The following is a 16,416-nucleotide window of genomic DNA, read 5'->3' on the forward strand; positions in this document are numbered from 1 at the left end:
TGCTTGGCTTGTGTCACGCTCGATATTTGTCCCGAGTGCTATGTTTAGCCAAATTGGCTATGAACTTACAGGATATCAAGCGACGATGTGGTTACTCTCTGCCCAAGGGGATAAGGCCGAGCGTAAACCATATAAATGTATCTAATGACTGGCTAGCATAACGGTTTATGTTGTCTAATGATTGACAACACTTTGGCTGGAATTTAGCTTTTTCACGTCATAGCGCTTCTTTAAATCATCGATTTATTAAGGGAATTTATTATGAGTAAGGGGACAACTCCGACGATCGGTATTGCCTTAGGCAGTGGTGCAGCCAAAGGTTGGGCACATATTGGCGTACTCAATGGGCTTGCCGCCATGGGAATTAAACCCGATAAGGTCGCTGGATGCTCAATCGGCGCCCTTGTTGGCGCTGCTTATGCTCATAATCATTTAGCGGAACTTGAAGAGTGGGTGCGCAGCTTCTCTAGTTGGGATGTGTTGGGACTGATGGACATTCGTTGGCGTAAAGGTGGGCTAATTGGCGGCGAAAAAGTATTCGATGTACTGCAATCGCGGATTGGTGATATCAATATCGAGGATTTAGAGCGTCCCTTTGCGGCCATTGCCACGGATCTTTATTCAGGTCAGGAAATCTGGTTTCGCCATGGTGATTTACGCCAAGCCGTACGGGCCTCTTGCTCTATGCCTGGGATATTAGCGCCTGTCCGTCAAGGTGAGCGTTGGTTAGTGGATGGTGCAGTTGTTAATCCTGTCCCCGTTTCGGTGAGCCGTGCTATGGGGGTAGATATTGTCATTGCCGTTGATTTACAAGGTTTTCATACCGGTCGATTACAAGTTTTACCCGTTAATATGACCAGCCATCGGGCATCTAAAGATGAAACCCAAATGCCCGCGCGCCAAGAAACGGGTTTTATGGATTTATTCGCCCGCGGGCGAGAATATGTCGGTAGCTTAACCGATAAGTTTTCCCTAGGGACTAAATCTAATCCCGGTATGATTGCGGTGATGTCCCAGTCGATGAGTATTTTAGAGCAGCGGCATAAACGGGCGCGTTTAATGGGTGACCCTCCCGATATCTGTGTTGTACCCGAAGTCGCGAATATCGGCACCATGGAGTTCCACCGAGCAGCTGAAGCCATTGCAGCAGGTGAAGCTGCCGTGGCAAAAGTGGCACATTTAATTGAAGCTGCGATCTGGAAAGGCTAAAAATGTCAGGATGAATTTATCTGTTAATTACGATATGACACTACTTACTGCTTGATTGGCTTAGTTTTTGCTTTAAAACCATTAATCAGTATTAGACGCCGAATTATTGACGATGAATTCTCTTTTAAATGCCCTTAATCTAAATCGTAGCAGTGCTGCTGAAGCTTATGGCCTGAATAGCAAAAAGACGGAGACAGGTAAAACTGAATCGAGTACGGAGTCAAACTCCTCAGCCAAAGAACCCCCTAAGGTGGATACTAAACCGAGTGACGAGATAGCGCTGTCACCACGGGCACTGCGAGCACAAAAAATTCAGGCCATGTCGAAAGACTTTTTTGCTGATGGCAAATTTAGCGTGGCTGAGATACCCGCTTTAGTCTCGCGGTTACAAAAAGACGGTATTCTTTCCGATGCACAGGTGGAACGGCTCTCGCAAAACGGCATTAGTTTGCCAAGCCAAAGTACCAATAAGCAGTCTTTGCAGGATTTTATCGATGATGAGCTAAAGTCTTTGGCTGAAAAATCGCCTAATAGCCCGATGATCAACACGTTAGTAGATGCTAAAAATGTGTTAAAAAACATGGATGATGCCCAGTCGCCAGTGCTGGCACAAAAGGCGACTAAAGTGTTTGGTCAATTAACGGATTATTTGAATAGCAACCCCACCATGAGCGATAGTCAAAAACAGTTATGGCAGGGACTTAAATCAACGATGCAGGTGGCTTCATCCATGGGGATGCAGCAATTGGCGTTGGGACAATTGAGCAGTTATCTTGCCTTAGCTAAGCGCTAGTCTTATTTACAATATTCTTTCAAAAACAATAGACTTTGGCTTTTGGGTCAGAGTCTTTTGTCATTACTAGCGCCATTTCCTGCGTCTACTATCTTGCTTTAGCATCAAGGTCAAGGCCTAAAACTGAGATCATTGGGTTTGGCAGCAGTTCTTATTTGTTCTTTTTATCCATCCGATAAATCATGATCTGGATCATGGAATTTTAGGTGTCGATGCCGCTTAATTGCCTACATATTGTGTTGATAGATTATTTAATCACTATATATAGTGTTAATTTTAATCGGGATGGAGAGGAATTAAACAATGCCAGTCGTGATCAAGCGGGATGGTTGCCGCACACCTTTTGATGAAACAAGGATAAGAGATGCAGTGGTCGCTGCTGCAAACTCGGTTGGGATAGAGGACGCAGATTATGCCGCGACGGTAGCCGCTTGTGTGAGAGAACGAGTGGCGAATATGGCAGAAGTTGAAATCCACCATCTACAGGATGCGGTTGAAAACCTATTGATGGAAGGCCCTTATAAATCATTGGCACGGGTCTACATTGAATATCGTCACGACAGAGACATTTGCCGCGATGCTACCAGTAAGCTCAATCTTGAAATCCGTGGTTTAGTCGAGCAGAGCAATGCCGCGCTGTTAAATGAAAACGCCAATAAAGACTCTAAAGTGATCCCAACTCAACGGGATCTGCTGGCGGGCATCGTGGCTAAACATTATGCCAAGAGCCATATTCTGCCTAAGGATGTGGTGGCTGCGCACGAAATCGGTGAGATCCACTATCACGATCTTGATTACTCGCCCTTTTTCCCGATGTTTAACTGTATGTTGATTGATTTGGCGGGCATGTTGACCCATGGCTTTAAGATGGGCAATGCCGAAATTGAGACCCCAAAATCGATCTCTACCGCTACGGCCGTGACGGCGCAAATTATTGCCCAAGTGGCAAGCCATATCTATGGCGGCACCACGATTAATCGTATTGATGAAGTGTTAGCGCCTTTTGTGGCCAAGAGTTATGACAAACATTATCAAGTGGCACTGAACTGGCAGATTAAAGATGCTAAAGCCTATGCCACTGCTCAGACTGAAAAAGAATGCCACGATGCTTTCCAATCCCTTGAATATGAGGTGAATACCTTACATACCGCTAATGGACAAACCCCGTTTGTGACCTTTGGTTTCGGTCTAGGTACTTCGTGGGAGTCGCGTTTAATTCAACAATCGATGCTGAAAGTACGCATGGCGGGGTTAGGTAAAAATCGTAAAACAGCGGTGTTCCCTAAATTGGTATTTGCCATCCGTGATGGTATTAACCACAAAGTCGGTGATTGCAATTACGATGTAAAACAAATGGCCCTTAAATGCGCCAGTATGCGCATGTACCCAGATATTTTGAACTATGAGCAAGTGGAAAAAGTGACGGGTTCGTTCAAAACGCCTATGGGTTGCCGCAGCTTTTTAGGTTCCTATAAAGAAAATGGTGAACTCGTCCATGAAGGCCGCAATAACCTTGGCGTTGTTAGCTTAAACTTACCACGTGTTGCGCTAGAAGCGAATGGCGATGAGGCTGAGTTTTACCGTATTCTGGATGAGCGGCTATTACTTGCCCGCCGCGCATTAGATACGCGTATCGAACGGTTAAACGGAGTGAAAGCCAGAGTTGCGCCGATTTTGTATATGGAAGGTGCCTGTGGCGTGCGCTTGCGTGCCGATGATGATATTGCCCAAATCTTTAAAAATGGTCGGGCATCGATTTCATTAGGTTATATCGGTTTACATGAAACCATTAATGCGCTCTATGGCACTAAAACCCATGTGTTTGATGATGCTAAGCTTCGTGAAAAAGCGGTGGCGATTGTTGCGCACCTTAAAGCGGCTACCGACGCATGGAAGGCCGAAACGGGTTATGGATTCAGCCTGTATAGCACCCCAAGTGAGAGTCTCTGCAGTCGTTTTTGTAAGCTCGATGCGCGCCAGTTTGGTGTGGTTGCGGGGGTAACCGATAAGGGCTATTACACCAATAGCTTCCATTTAGATGTGGAAAAGCACGTGAATCCTTACGATAAAATCGATTTTGAGCAGCCATATCCCGCCATCGCCAATGGTGGTTTTATTTGCTACGGCGAATATCCTAATATGCAGCACAATATCGAAGCGCTCGAAAATGTCTGGGATTACAGCTATAGCCGTGTACCTTACTACGGTACTAACACGCCGATTGACGAATGTTATGATTGTGGTTTTACCGGCGAATTTAGCTGTACTAGCAAAGGATTTACTTGCCCTAAATGCGGCAACCATGAGCCAAGTCGAGTGTCTGTTACGCGCCGTGTGTGTGGTTACTTAGGCAGTCCCGATGCCAGACCGTTCAACCATGGTAAGCAAGAAGAAGTGAAGCGTAGGATCAAACACTTGTAACATTTTTGCCTTGTTGTGTTTGTTGCACTGATATCAGCACAGTCGCTTACCATGGGACTGTGCTTTGATTTTTAGCCAGTCTGGCGCTCTTTGTATTTCGTATTGGACTTATACAATGAACTATCAGCAATATTATCCCGTTGATGTGGTCAACGGCCCAGGCACTCGGGCCACCTTATTTGTTTCAGGTTGTGAGCACCAATGCCGTGGTTGCTATAATCAAAGTACTTGGGATGTGCGCTCTGGCCATTTATTTGATAAGGCAATGGAAGATAATATCATCGCCGATTTGCAGGATACGCGGATCGTTCGCCGTGGCTTATCACTCTCTGGCGGCGATCCACTTTTACCCGCCAATCTTGAGGGGATTTTGGCGCTTGTTAAGCGCGTCAAAGCTGAATGTCCCGGTAAAGATATTTGGCTGTGGACGGGCTATGTATGGAATGAATTGAGCGATAAACAGCGTGCGGTGCTGGAATATGTAGATGTGCTGGTGGATGGCAAATTTGAGCAAAATCTTGCAGATCCGAGCCTTCCATATCGAGGTAGCAGTAATCAGGTGATCCGTTTCTTATAAAAGCGGTAACGAGGATCGCTAACTTGCTGTTATAATCCCACACCTTGACACAGTGACCCAGACAAACAGGCCAAAGATTAGGTCAATATCGGTCGGGATTCGCTAAAGTAATTTAAGGTAACATAATGAATTTAAAGCAAGAACTGCAGCAGCTAAACGATAAGTTAGATAAGTTTCGTCGTAAACTGGCGGCGGCAGAGCAACGTGGCGATGTTGTCATCGTGGCGCAGTTTAAACGCGAGATTGAGGCTGTTACTAAGCAAATCAATAGCGTAAAAACGCAGCAGTCGCGTTTATTACAAAAGCAAGGGGTGGATATTCAGCACTTGCCATTTCACCGCGCCCTCACCAAAGCCGAGCAAGCCGATATGGGTCAACTGAAAAAGTCAGTAAAAGGCTTAGTTGTTGTGCACCCAATGACTGCTTTAGGGCGCGAAATGGGCTTGACTGAAGTAACAGGTTTTGCACCAGCAAAATTTTAAGCTACATTGCTAAGTTATTCAATAAGTTGCAAAATAGAACACTTATCTATTTTGCAGCGCCTTGGCTCGACATATTACCCATTGAGCTGAATGAGTCACCCAGTTAATAGCTTAGTTTTGTAGTTGATTAAATTACTAAAGTATTTCGTGATTGCTGAAAACACTTTAGAATAGGTGCGCCGTAGGCTAAGTACCTAATCATTGTTTTGTTTATGGATGTTCCTTCCGTCTCATGGAATGAGAGTTGTCGTTAAGGTTAAGTCATGTCGATAAAATATGTCGCGACGTCAAAATTACCCACTCCCTGGGGCGTTTTTGCCATGCACGGTTTTGAAGATACCGAAACCGGTAAAGAGCATGTTGCCCTCACATTTGGCACCCTAAGTAGCGATGCTCCTGTTTTAGGCCGTATTCACTCTGAGTGTCTCACGGGCGATGCCTTATTCAGCTTACGCTGTGACTGTGGATTCCAGCTGCAAACCGCGATGCAAAACATTGCCGAGACCGGCAGTGGGTTTATCTTATATTTGCGTCAGGAAGGTCGTGGTATTGGTCTGCTAAACAAGATCCGTGCCTATGAGTTGCAGGATAAAGGCGCCAATACGGTTGAGGCGAATGAACAGTTAGGTTTCCCTGCGGACATGCGTAAATACGATATGATCCAGCCTATGCTTGAGCAGATTGGCGTAAAGCATGTACGCTTAATGACCAATAACCCTCGCAAAGTCAAAGCGATGAAAGACATCGGCATCGAAGTGGTTGAGCGCGTACCCTTACAAGTCGGTAAAAATCGCTATAATGAGGCTTACTTAAAGACTAAGTCCACTGAGCTTGGGCATATGATGTCTGAGTATCATTTTACGGATGAACAGTAGTTCTTAGTGCAATAAATTTACCGATTAGGCTGCAAATTAGGATCTGTTTGCGTAAATTGAATATCATTTTTAGTCGGTTTATCGTCAACCTCTGCTCCATTTCGGCGCTATCAATGGGGATTGTTTTCCCGCTGTTGGCGTCGACAGAGCCTGTTTCAAACTCCAGTTACCCGCAAGATTTTGCTGCATTTGCCCCCCAATCTTCCCAAGCGTTTTCGAAGATTAGCCCTGAAACGCCGATTGATGGGAAAAATAATCCTAACTCTGTTTATGCCTTTGGCAGTTACCTTGGCACAGGGGTATATCGAGCTGCTGAGCAAAATGCCACCGTCGTTAGTATTCCGTTAAACTTTGATTTTTTGAAGGATGATAGTAGTCAGACTTGGCTGCGTTTACCCTTATCCTTCGGTTTTTTTGACTACTTAGCCAAAGACATCACCGACGGCGAATTGCCATCGTCAGTTGGCACCATGACGATAACGCCCGGCATTGAGCACCATTGGCAGGCAACGGCAAATACGCGGATGGAAGCCTATTTGGATGTGGGCTTTGGGACAAATTTTGAGACCGATGCGAATGTGGCGATTTTAGCCTCAGGTGTAAGTACCTTGTATGATTTTAGTCTCGCGGGTGAAGACAGCGTCTGGGTATCGAGGTTAAGGTTTGCGGGCTATAGTGAACGGGTAGGAAAATTAACCGACCAATTTGCGGTATTGCAAACCGGGGTAGATATTGGCCTTTCGCCGCGCTGGCAATGGTTGAATATCCAAATGCAACCTAGATTATTTGCGGTTGGTTATTGGTACTTCAACGAGCTGGATTTTAGCCAAGATACTGAAGATGAAACCATAGTCTCCGGAAGCTATGAGTTTGGTGCCACACTGGCATTTTCTAAGCCTTTGGGCGGCGATCTCCTCGGCATAGATAGAATTGGCATCAGTTATCGAACCGGTGACGGGTTAAACATTTGGCGTTTATTGTTTAGTTTCCCAATCTAGTTCACAGCTACCAAGATTGAAAATGATTCTGTACTCAGCTTAGCCTGCGGCTTTTTGTGCATCGCGCATTTTCTGGTCCATTAACACGGCAATTTGGTTACCGAGTTGCATAATTTGTTCCTGCAATAGCTTACGTTGCTGAGCTGCGGCCTCTGAATCATCTCCTTCCAGTTTCGTGAGCATCTCCTGCAAAGCTTTGATTTGCTCTTTCAGACGCTTAATTTGTTCGTCGATGATAGATTTGGGTTCTTCATTCTCAGCACTTTCCGTCTGTTGCCGTTTTTCCGCGGTTTGACCTCTGAGAGAAGCGCCTACTTCGGTAGCGAGAGCTTGTCTTCCGGCATTGGATATATTGACCGTTTCTTGCGTGCCGGTCTCTGCCGACGAATTCTCAGAAGCTGAGCTAGCTGTTGGCGTAGTGGTGATATAAGCGCTGGAAACAGATTTGAAGGCGCTGCTATTTGCGGTCGTATTTAATCCATTAATGTTCACGATAGGCTCCATAAGTACCTGAAGGTTATTTATCGAATTATCGGCCTTGAGATAAAAAACTTAAGTGCTAAGCATCCTATTTGATACAAAAGGCGTATCTAGGATAGGTTAGGGGATTAATGGTTAAGGTCGTTCACTTTTTGACTGATAAGGATATGAAAGATATGGCTCGTAAACTACAAATAACATGCGCTGCATTTTTGGCTTTGAGTGGAATAAGTGTGCCTGCGATGGCTAAAAATATTTTAGATAAACTGACCGTTGCAGAAGGCTTTAACCTGAGCTTATTTGCAGATAATGTTGACAATGCGCGCGAAATTGCCGTATCCGAAAAAGGCATTGTCTATGCGGGCTCGATGAAGGCCGGGAATGTTTATGCCCTTATCGACAGTAACCAGGACGGTGTTGCCGATGAGAAAATTCTCGTTGCCTCGGGACTAAAGCTACCATCAGGTGTGGTGATCAAAGATGGCGATCTGTATGTCTCCGAAGTGGAGCGCATCATTCGCTTCAAGGATATTGATAACCACTTAAACTCACCAACATTTGAGGTGGTCTTTGATGGGTTTCCAACTGAAACCCATCATGGCTGGAAAGTACTGGGAGTTTCACCGACAGGCGAGTTAATTATTCCTGTGGGCGTGCCTTGTAATGTGTGCGCGGAGAATGAACGCTATGGGCGCATTTTCTCGCTCAATCTGGAGACCAAAAAATTAACCACTATCGCCCAAGGAGTTCGTAATTCGGTCGGATTTGATTTTCAGCCCGGCACTCAAACTCTTTGGTTTAGCGATAATGGCCGCGACATGATGGGCGATGATATTCCTCCCTGCGAAATCAATAAGGTCAGTTACTTGGGTGAACATTTTGGCTTCCCCTATGTGCATGCAGGTACGATTATTGACCCTGAGTTTGGCCAAGGTAAAAATCCTACCAAGTACACCGCTCCTGCGCTCTCCTTAGGGGCCCACGTGGCGCCTCTGGGCATTCATTTTTATCTTGGTAAACAGTTCCCTAGCGATTATCAACAGCAGTTGTTTGTGGCTGAGCATGGTTCGTGGAATCGTACTAAAAAAGCGGGTTATAAAGTGGCCGTGGCGACGATAGAGCAAGGTAAAGTGGTCAAATACACTCCATTTTTAACTGGCTTTATGCAGGACGAGCAAACCTTTGGTCGCCCAGTGGCTTTTGCTGAATTGGCCGATGGCAGTTTACTCGTATCGGATGATTATGCAGGGGCAATCTATCGCGTCACTTATCCGCAGACAAAGTAGCCAATAGGTGAAGTTTTAAACGCTTATTCTTAGCTGTAGGCTTGATTAGCAGGGGGCTCTTGCCAATCAGGTTGCCTACCGAAGGATATTGGATTGGCGCTAATCTAGCTGATAGACTGCTTAAAAATAATGCGCGGGATAATTGAATTAATTATTCCGCGCATTTTTGTCTGTTCTTGTGAATATGCGTTTGAATATTCTAGCGAAATTTAGTCGCGCTTGCCCCAGATATGGCTATTAATCTGGCCATCTGTTGCGGCTATTGATGTAGCCGTACTTGCCTGAGCTGGTTTCTGTGCTGGTTTTGCAGGTTTTTTGGCCGATATTTTCGCTGGTGCATTGGATGTTTTCGCGGCGGGCAACGGCAGTTTATTGGTTTTTAAATATAAATATTCTACTTTTTCCCGTGCCCAATCGGTTTTTCTTAAAAATCGTAGACTCGATTTGATACTCGGATCTTCGGTAAAACAGCGGATCTTGATGCGAGCTCCGAGTTCTTCCCAGCCATAGTGCTCAACGAGTTGTGTGACTATGGTTTCCAGTTTGATGCCGTGTAATGGGTTATTTTCTTGAGTCATTTTGTATAAATTACCGTGAACAATAATCGGATTATACCAGTATTATACCGATTGACTAAAATCATAGATAAAAAAACGGGCACTCATCAGTGCCCGTTTGCTTTGTATATCAATATTGTTGGAAATTAAGCTTCATCGGGTAATTCGCTGTCGCTATCAACTTCACCTTTACCTTTGGTTTTCACAATCAGTAAGCCTGTGATGACTAGTGTTGAAACAGTCCCTGCGATGGTGGATAAGGTCATCGGTAAGCCTGCACCTAAAGTTGCAGAGTTAAGTAGGAAGGTGATAACCACTGTGGTCATAAACATGGCTGGAATGGTGGTGATCCAGTGCAGCTTATTGTGACGCAGTAGGTAAGCTGAGGCCGTCCAGAGCATTAATACAGCTGTCGCTTGGTTAGCCACACCGAAGTAGCGCCAGATCACGCCGAAGTCGACTTGAGTCAGTAAGCCACCAATCACAAACAATGGAATAGCTAACACTAAACGTTTAGGTAAAGCCACCTGCGGCATGTTAAAGAATTCAGCCAAAATCAGACGAGCAGAGCGGAAAGCCGTATCGCCTGAAGTAATTGGCAGAATGATCACACCAAGGATTGCCATAAAGCCACCCACTGCGCCTAATAGACCAGTTGATGCTTCGTATACAACGTTTGCAGGGTTACCCGCCATGCCTGTGCTTAATCCTTCAACACCGTGGAAGTAAGACAGTGCAATCGCACACCAGAGTAGGGCGATGATACCTTCACCGATCATGGCACCAAAGAACACAAAACGACCGTTCTTTTCGTTTTCAACGCAACGTGCCATCAGTGGTGATTGCGTGGCGTGGAAGCCTGAAATCGCACCACAAGCGATGGTGATAAACAGCGCAGGCCATAATGGCATATCTTTAGGGTTTAAATTTTGGAAGAAGTCGCCCGCTTGCACATTGGGCAGTAGCGTATGTTCGCTTGATAACATGATCGCAAAGGCTAAACCAAATGACATGAAGAACAACAGCGCGCCAAAGAAAGGATATAAACGGCCGATAATTTTATCGACAGGTACCACAGTGGCAATCAGGTAGTAAACGAAGATAATCGCAACAAAAATGCTAACATCCCAACCCGTTAGCTTGCCTAACAGGCCTGCTGGCGCAGAGATAAACACCACACCTACGAGCAATAATAGAATGATGGCAAACACATTCATAAAGTGCTTGGCACTTTTGCCTAAATACTTACCAGCAAGGTTTGGTACAGATTGACCACCATTACGGACCGACAACATACCGGAGAAGTAATCGTGCACCGCTCCTCCGAAGATACAGCCGATCACAATCCACAACATCGCTGAAGGACCGTAGAGCGCCCCGAGGATTGGACCGAAGATTGGACCCACACCTGCGATATTCAATAATTGGATTAAGTACACTTTGCCTTTCGACATAGGCACATAGTCCACACCGTCGGTTTGGGTAAAAGCCGGTGTTTGACGTTTTTCGTTGATACCAAATACCTTTTCGACAAAGGTACCGTAGATAAAGTAGCCGCCGATCAATAGACCGACACAGAGTAGGAACCACATCATTTTAGTTATCTCCCCATTTTGAGTTGTGCAGAGTGTAAACAAGTTGTTTACATAAAACAGGGGTAACTGGGTGAGAGGTCGATAATGCTGACTCAGCGGCAATAGAATGGGGCGAGCGGTTGTGTGAGGATGTCATTCATAAGTATTAACCGCCTCCAGCGGCTTAGATACGCGCATTAGTGGTTAACAATGGGGCTATTGGAAGCCGAACAATTGCTTAAGGCTTTTTAAATAACGGCGAGAAACGGGCACTTTGTCGCCAAGCAGAGTCGTGACTTCGGCGCCAGTATCGAGCAGCTCTATTTCGGCAATGGCTTTGGGTGAAATCAGATATTGGCGATGGCAACGCACTAGCGGTGTTTTTTCTTCCAGCACTTTAAGGGTAAGTTGGGTATGGACTTTGCCCTTGATACAGGCGACATGAATACCGCTTAAATCACTAAAAACATACTCAACATCTTGAATGGGGATCACTTTTAATTTACTACCGCTGTAACAGGGTAGGTGCTCGAGGCATCGAGGCGCGATCAGATTAACGGCTTGCGGAGTGAGGTCCTTACGAACACGTTTTAGGGTTTGGCTGAGTCGATCGGCATCTATTGGCTTAAGTAAATAATCAAAGGCATGATTATCAAAGGCTTTGACGGCAAATTCATCAAATGCAGTGACAAACACGATTTTAGGTAAGGTGTCGGGATCGAGCATAGCAATCAGTTCCATGCCTGAAATACGTGGCATTTGGATGTCGAGAAAAACTAATTGAGGCTTTTCTTTGGCAATGGTTTGCAATGCTTCTATGGCGTTGCTGCATTGGCCAATAATCTCAATGTCGGCTTCTTGGCCGAGCAAATCCGCAAGCTCCTCGCGGGCAAACAATTCATCATCGACAATCAAACAAGTGATCACGTGCTAGTTTCCGTCTGTTCTATGGGTAAGCGGATGGTCACCTTGGTGTATTCATCCGGTTTGCATTCAACTTGGATGCCATACTGTTCGCCAAACAGATTTTGTATCCGTTTATGAACTAAATTCATCCCCAATCCCTCAGAATCTATTGAGGGTTGATAAAGGCCAGCGTTATCTGTCACCTCAAGGGCTAATATATGGTCATCCATATGTCCAGTGACCTTGATTTGTCCTTGCTCAATCATATGGGAGGTGCCATGTTTTACTGCATTCTCAATGATGGGTTGTAGGGTAAATGCAGGCACTTTACAGTGGTAAAGTGATTCAGGTATAGCAATGTTGACCTGTAATTTATCAATAAATCTCGCTTTCTCAATAGTGAGATAAGACGCTATGTGATCGAGCTCATCCCCGAGTGTCACTAAACCCGTTGTACGTTTTAAATTGATCCGCAAAAATTGTGACAACTGCTGCAACAGTTGCTTCGACATATCGGGATCGCGCTTAATAATCGCACTGATGGTATTGAGAGCGTTGAATAAAAAGTGTGGATTCACTTGAGCTTGCAGTAATTTTAATTCCGCTTGGGTGAGCAGGTTTTGCTGCTGTTCAAAACGGCCGTAGAGGATCTGGTTCGACAATAGCCGTGCAATCCCTTCCCCTAAGGTGCGATTAATGTTCAAAAATAGTTTATTTTTTGGCTCGTATAACTTGATGGTGCCAATGACTTCGGTGTCACTGCGAAGTGGGATCACAAGGCTCGAACCGAGTTTACACTGGCTCGAAATCGAGCAGGAATAGGGCATCTCCACCCCATCGGCGAACATCACCTTGTTTTGGTTTATGGCCTCAAGAGTGATTTTTGAGGAAATCGGTGTTCCTGGGATATGATGGTCGGCACCAATACCGATAAAGGCCAAAAGTTTTTCTCTGTCCGTAATGGCAACAGCACCCACATTGGTTTCTTCAATGACAATTTGCGCGACCTTGCCGCTGCTTTCTTCGTTAAACCCCTTAGAAAGCAGCCCAACACTGCGCTCGGCAATTTTAAGCGCCTTGGTTGAGAAACTAGAGGAGAGCTTGTCAAACATGGTTTTTTGGTCGCGGATCATGCTCATAAACAGCGCTGCGCCAATGGAATTAACCAACAGCATAGGTGGAGCTATCTGCCGCACTAATTCCCATGCGGCATCAAACGGGCGTGCAATCAGCAAAATAATGCTCATTTGCATCATTTCGGCGTAAAAGGTCACCAAACAGACTAAGAGAGGATTGTAGATAAGTTCACTTTTACCCGCGCGGCGTAGGTAAAAACTGATCATTCCCGCGGAGAGTCCTTCGAGAGTGGTTGAAATCGCGCAGGCTAAATCGGTAAAGCCACCCATGCTGTAGCGGTGTAAACCGCCAGTGAATCCGACTAAAAATCCGGTGACAGGACCGCCGAGTAAACCGCCTAGCACGGCACCCATGGCGCGAGTATTGGCAATGGCCCCTGAAGTTTGCTCACCAAAATAGGTCGCCATGATACAAAAGCTAGAAAAAACCAGATAAATAAATATTTTATGAGGTAGGCGCGGTGATGTTTCTGCAAACAGTTTAAAAAGAGGTGTTTTACTGACTAAATAAACAATCACTAAATAAAGTGACATCTGTTGGGTCAGTAGCAAGATCAAGGACATAGTGGCTCACTTTATCGTCACAGCGGTCAGCGCAGTTATTGACATTGGCAGTATGTGCGCGAGATCAGGGTTAAAATTCAACAGTTCGGTTATAAAGCCTAATCTTATTTGCATCTTTTGGAGAGACTATGTCCGATTCTGTTCACGGTCATGACGTTATGGCGCTGATGGTAGCGCAAGCTCATCCCGTTTTAAAGCCTCAGTTTATTGCTCTGATGACTGAAACTTTTGGTGAAGCAGCGCGTTATCACACTTGTAGTGCCGAAAACCTTACTGCGGAGGAGTTAATTTTTTTGTTGTTGAGTAAAGGGAAAATGGCAGAATCAGCGCAAGGGCTCGCCCTTGTTGCTGGGCGGCAGTGTCATCATTCTCATCATTAAGTATGGCTAATCTGGTCTATGAGCCGCGCAATAGCTTGGGGTCATAGGCCATAACTTGCTGTTAAAGAAAGGGTGATCAGCGGATTGGTTTACCTTGATGCTCATGAAGATTAATGCTCATCCTGCTTACTTTTATTTAACACTTCAAGCTGTTCTGCAATCGTTTTTTGACAGAATTCATCAATCAAGATCCGCAATAAGCGTGATTTGGCGATTTTAGTTCCTTTAGCGAGCCCATCTAATTGGGTAATACTGGTTTCCGTTAAGGTAAAGGTGGCATGGCGATAAATTTTGGCTGACTTTTTATCTAAGCCTTTTGGCTCTGCGGGAGGCACCGCTAAAATACTCGCTTTACCTAAAGCATAGTTATTGGCATCTTCGATAAAATCCTCAATAGAAACCGTTTTGATAACTTGTTTTGGTTTCTTGCGTTTAAGATCAGTTAAGCTCATAACTATTTTCTGGTGGTAAGGTGAACAGCTCATCCACTATGGCGCGGATCTCGTCGGCCGCTTTCCCATCTGGCTCAATTTCCATTACGGACGATCCTTTTTCCTCACTGTCATCGTAGATATTTCGGCAAAAAGTCACCGAATTGAGTACGCGTAATCCAAAGGATTGGACTACTTCTTTGGCCTCTAAAATACGCTTTACTTGGGTGGGCAAAGCGGGACATTGGGTTAGCACAATGGTTGCCACCATTTTGGGATTAACCATCTTACAGGTGCTGAGCATATCTTCCATATGGGGTAAGGTTTTAAGATCGCGACGTTTGGGTCTAAGTGGGATAACTACGTAAGTGGCCACCGACATGGCGGCGCGCATAGCAAGGTTATCTTGACCGCCACAGTCAACAATGACGTAGTCGAAGCGTTCATTAAGACTGAGCAGATCGTTACGTATTTTGCCGTAGAGCTGAATACAATTGATTGCTGGGAGGCTAGGGTCGTTGTTTCGAGCTTGGATCCAATCGGATGTTGTACGTTGGGGATCGCAGTCTACCATTAGTACATTGGCGGCAAATTTTTGCTTTATATAAACCGCAAGATTTTGCGCGAGGCAACTCTTGCCACTGCCACCTTTCTCTCCACCCACCAGCAATATCATAGCAATGTCCTTTGTACGAATAGTTCAACTAATTCAGTGTAGAACAGCTCAATCGACCCTGCGTAGCTAGATTGAAATTAAAGCAATTGCATCGCGACATGATAACTTTGATCATGACGTTTAGAGCAGCGGCAAACTTGGCCTTTTACGCTATTTTGTCGGGATGTTTCTGGATTGAATGTCACGTTAACTAATTCACCGAGTTCAAATGGGTTTTTATAATCAAACAGAATGCCTCTGCGGGCTAAATCGATACATACGCCTTCGTCCGTATGTTCAACGCCATTCTTATCAGTCCAATGCAAGAGCACGCGTTCAGCTTCCATATCTACTCGAAGTGAGCTGCGTTTTTCTTCAAATCCAACTGGATGTTCACCCATAACTCAATTGTCCCGTAAATAATTGATCTCAGTAAAACTAGCATAATTGCTTTTTGGCAGAATACCAATCTGAAAGCGAGGGATTTGGAAGGATTTTGCAGGTAAAGAATGGCGCCATTGAGCTTGGTTGGCAATGGCGCCCAGTAGTCATTAGTTATCGTATTCTTGATTTTTAGGATAGGGCATTTTTAATTGGCCCCAACGGATCACGATGACCGTTGCCGCAAGGATCAAGGTTGAAAGCGAAATTGCGGCGATGCGCCAGTCATCCATACTCTTCATATCTAAGATCAAATAACGAGCAAGGGCAACAATGGCAATATACAGCGGCATGCGCACAGGCAATTTTCCCGATTCTGCATAATTAGCAACCATGGCCAGTACTTCGAGATAAATAAACAATAACAACAGATCGGCAAGGGCGACTGCGCCGACATTAAATACATGGACAATTTCTTGACCAATAGCAACCACAGTCGCTATTGCTATGATGATTAAGACGAGATGCTCAACTGCTTTTAAGCCTTTGGCACCATATTGACGATAAAATGGCATGGGTACTCCCTACTCAATATTTTTGTAAATAGTAACAGTAAAAATACTTTAGTTAGGGAAAAGAGACGCGATTCTCTGTGACTCAATTCACAAGATAGTAATTGGTTGTCTGCTATAGGCATCGCGCCATGAGTTT

At 45.1% G+C, this 16,416-nt stretch carries 18 protein-coding genes; 9 read left to right on the forward strand and 9 right to left on the reverse strand.

The window, feature by feature from the left end; translation table 11 throughout:
• Positions 1 to 261: 261 nt before the first annotated feature.
• From rssA to JM642_RS08120, 7 genes are all read left to right on the forward strand, one after another.
• Positions 262 to 1,209 (forward strand): patatin-like phospholipase RssA, encoded by a 948-nt coding sequence (rssA, locus tag JM642_RS08090; protein ID WP_037427298.1) that lies wholly within the window; start codon positions 262 to 264, stop codon positions 1,207 to 1,209.
• 112 nt (positions 1,210 to 1,321) lie between these two features.
• Entirely contained in the window at positions 1,322 to 2,002 is a 681-nt protein-coding gene (locus tag JM642_RS08095; RefSeq protein WP_203433398.1) for a hypothetical protein, read from the forward strand.
• Positions 2,003 to 2,305: 303 nt separating this feature from the next.
• Positions 2,306 to 4,423 (forward strand): anaerobic ribonucleoside-triphosphate reductase, encoded by a 2,118-nt coding sequence (nrdD, locus tag JM642_RS08100; RefSeq protein ID WP_203433400.1) that lies wholly within the window; start codon positions 2,306 to 2,308, stop codon positions 4,421 to 4,423.
• A gap of 115 nt (positions 4,424 to 4,538) precedes the next feature.
• Positions 4,539 to 5,000: an anaerobic ribonucleoside-triphosphate reductase-activating protein gene (nrdG, locus tag JM642_RS08105; protein WP_047537477.1), complete on the forward strand. Its 462-nt coding sequence runs from the start codon at positions 4,539 to 4,541 to the stop codon at positions 4,998 to 5,000.
• Positions 5,001 to 5,125: 125 nt separating this feature from the next.
• On the forward strand, positions 5,126 to 5,482 hold the full coding sequence (locus JM642_RS08110) for a YibL family ribosome-associated protein (RefSeq protein WP_037419602.1): 357 nt from the start codon (positions 5,126 to 5,128) through the stop codon (positions 5,480 to 5,482).
• 263 nt (positions 5,483 to 5,745) lie between these two features.
• On the forward strand, positions 5,746 to 6,357 hold the full coding sequence (gene ribA, locus JM642_RS08115; protein ID WP_069455185.1) for a GTP cyclohydrolase II: 612 nt from the start codon (positions 5,746 to 5,748) through the stop codon (positions 6,355 to 6,357).
• 113 nt (positions 6,358 to 6,470) lie between these two features.
• Positions 6,471 to 7,355, forward strand: a complete 885-nt coding sequence (locus JM642_RS08120) for a hypothetical protein (RefSeq protein WP_203433764.1) — start codon at positions 6,471 to 6,473, stop codon at positions 7,353 to 7,355.
• A 39-nt stretch (positions 7,356 to 7,394) separates the two neighbouring features.
• Here JM642_RS08120 and JM642_RS08125 read toward each other — a convergent pair whose 3' ends face one another.
• The gene (locus JM642_RS08125) at positions 7,395 to 7,847 is read right to left on the reverse strand and encodes a FlxA-like family protein (RefSeq protein WP_069455183.1); all 453 of its coding nucleotides are present in this window, start codon (positions 7,845 to 7,847) and stop codon (positions 7,395 to 7,397) included.
• Positions 7,848 to 8,011: 164 nt separating this feature from the next.
• Here JM642_RS08125 and JM642_RS08130 point away from each other — a divergent pair, with 164 nt between their 5' ends.
• Entirely contained in the window at positions 8,012 to 9,121 is a 1,110-nt protein-coding gene (locus JM642_RS08130) for a PQQ-dependent sugar dehydrogenase (RefSeq protein WP_203433402.1), read from the forward strand.
• Between the two features lie 209 nt (positions 9,122 to 9,330).
• On the opposite strand, the gene JM642_RS08135 is transcribed toward JM642_RS08130, so the two are convergent.
• The 4 genes from JM642_RS08135 to JM642_RS08150 form a co-directional block, all read right to left on the reverse strand.
• A complete protein-coding gene (locus JM642_RS08135; protein WP_203433404.1) occupies positions 9,331 to 9,699 on the reverse strand; it encodes a VF530 family protein in 369 nt (122 codons plus the stop codon).
• Between the two features lie 125 nt (positions 9,700 to 9,824).
• The gene (locus tag JM642_RS08140; RefSeq protein ID WP_037427281.1) at positions 9,825 to 11,273 is read right to left on the reverse strand and encodes a carbon starvation protein A; all 1,449 of its coding nucleotides are present in this window, start codon (positions 11,271 to 11,273) and stop codon (positions 9,825 to 9,827) included.
• Between the two features lie 195 nt (positions 11,274 to 11,468).
• On the reverse strand, positions 11,469 to 12,179 hold the full coding sequence (gene btsR, locus JM642_RS08145) for a two-component system response regulator BtsR (protein ID WP_037419615.1): 711 nt from the start codon (positions 12,177 to 12,179) through the stop codon (positions 11,469 to 11,471).
• Positions 12,176 to 13,858, reverse strand: coding sequence for a sensor histidine kinase (locus JM642_RS08150; protein WP_203433405.1), 1,683 nt, complete (start codon positions 13,856 to 13,858; stop codon positions 12,176 to 12,178). Before JM642_RS08150 ends, btsR begins: the two co-directional genes overlap by 4 nt.
• A 128-nt stretch (positions 13,859 to 13,986) precedes the next feature.
• Between JM642_RS08150 and JM642_RS08155 the strand changes: the two genes are divergently transcribed.
• Entirely contained in the window at positions 13,987 to 14,238 is a 252-nt protein-coding gene (locus JM642_RS08155) for a YecH family metal-binding protein (RefSeq protein WP_037419620.1), read from the forward strand.
• A gap of 110 nt (positions 14,239 to 14,348) precedes the next feature.
• Here the strand turns inward: JM642_RS08155 and JM642_RS08160 are convergent, their stop codons facing one another.
• The 4 genes from JM642_RS08160 to JM642_RS08175 all read right to left on the reverse strand — a co-directional run bounded on the left by JM642_RS08160 (position 14,349) and on the right by JM642_RS08175 (position 16,280).
• Entirely contained in the window at positions 14,349 to 14,690 is a 342-nt protein-coding gene (locus JM642_RS08160; RefSeq protein WP_203433407.1) for a replication protein RepA, read from the reverse strand.
• Positions 14,677 to 15,345, reverse strand: coding sequence for an AAA family ATPase (locus tag JM642_RS08165; protein WP_011623182.1), 669 nt, complete (start codon positions 15,343 to 15,345; stop codon positions 14,677 to 14,679). The genes JM642_RS08160 and JM642_RS08165 overlap by 14 nt, the downstream gene beginning before the upstream one ends.
• A gap of 77 nt (positions 15,346 to 15,422) precedes the next feature.
• Complete coding sequence (locus JM642_RS08170) at positions 15,423 to 15,725, reverse strand: PilZ domain-containing protein (RefSeq protein ID WP_037419625.1); 303 nt, start codon at positions 15,723 to 15,725, stop codon at positions 15,423 to 15,425.
• 150 nt (positions 15,726 to 15,875) lie between these two features.
• Positions 15,876 to 16,280 carry a phosphate-starvation-inducible PsiE family protein gene (locus JM642_RS08175; protein WP_011623180.1) on the reverse strand — a complete coding sequence of 135 codons (405 nt, stop codon included), beginning with the start codon at positions 16,278 to 16,280 and terminating at the stop codon, positions 15,876 to 15,878.
• Positions 16,281 to 16,416: the final 136 nt, after the last annotated feature.

The organism is Shewanella sp. LZH-2, from assembly GCF_016859145.1.
GTDB classification, from domain to species: Bacteria; Pseudomonadota; Gammaproteobacteria; order Enterobacterales; family Shewanellaceae; genus Shewanella; species Shewanella xiamenensis.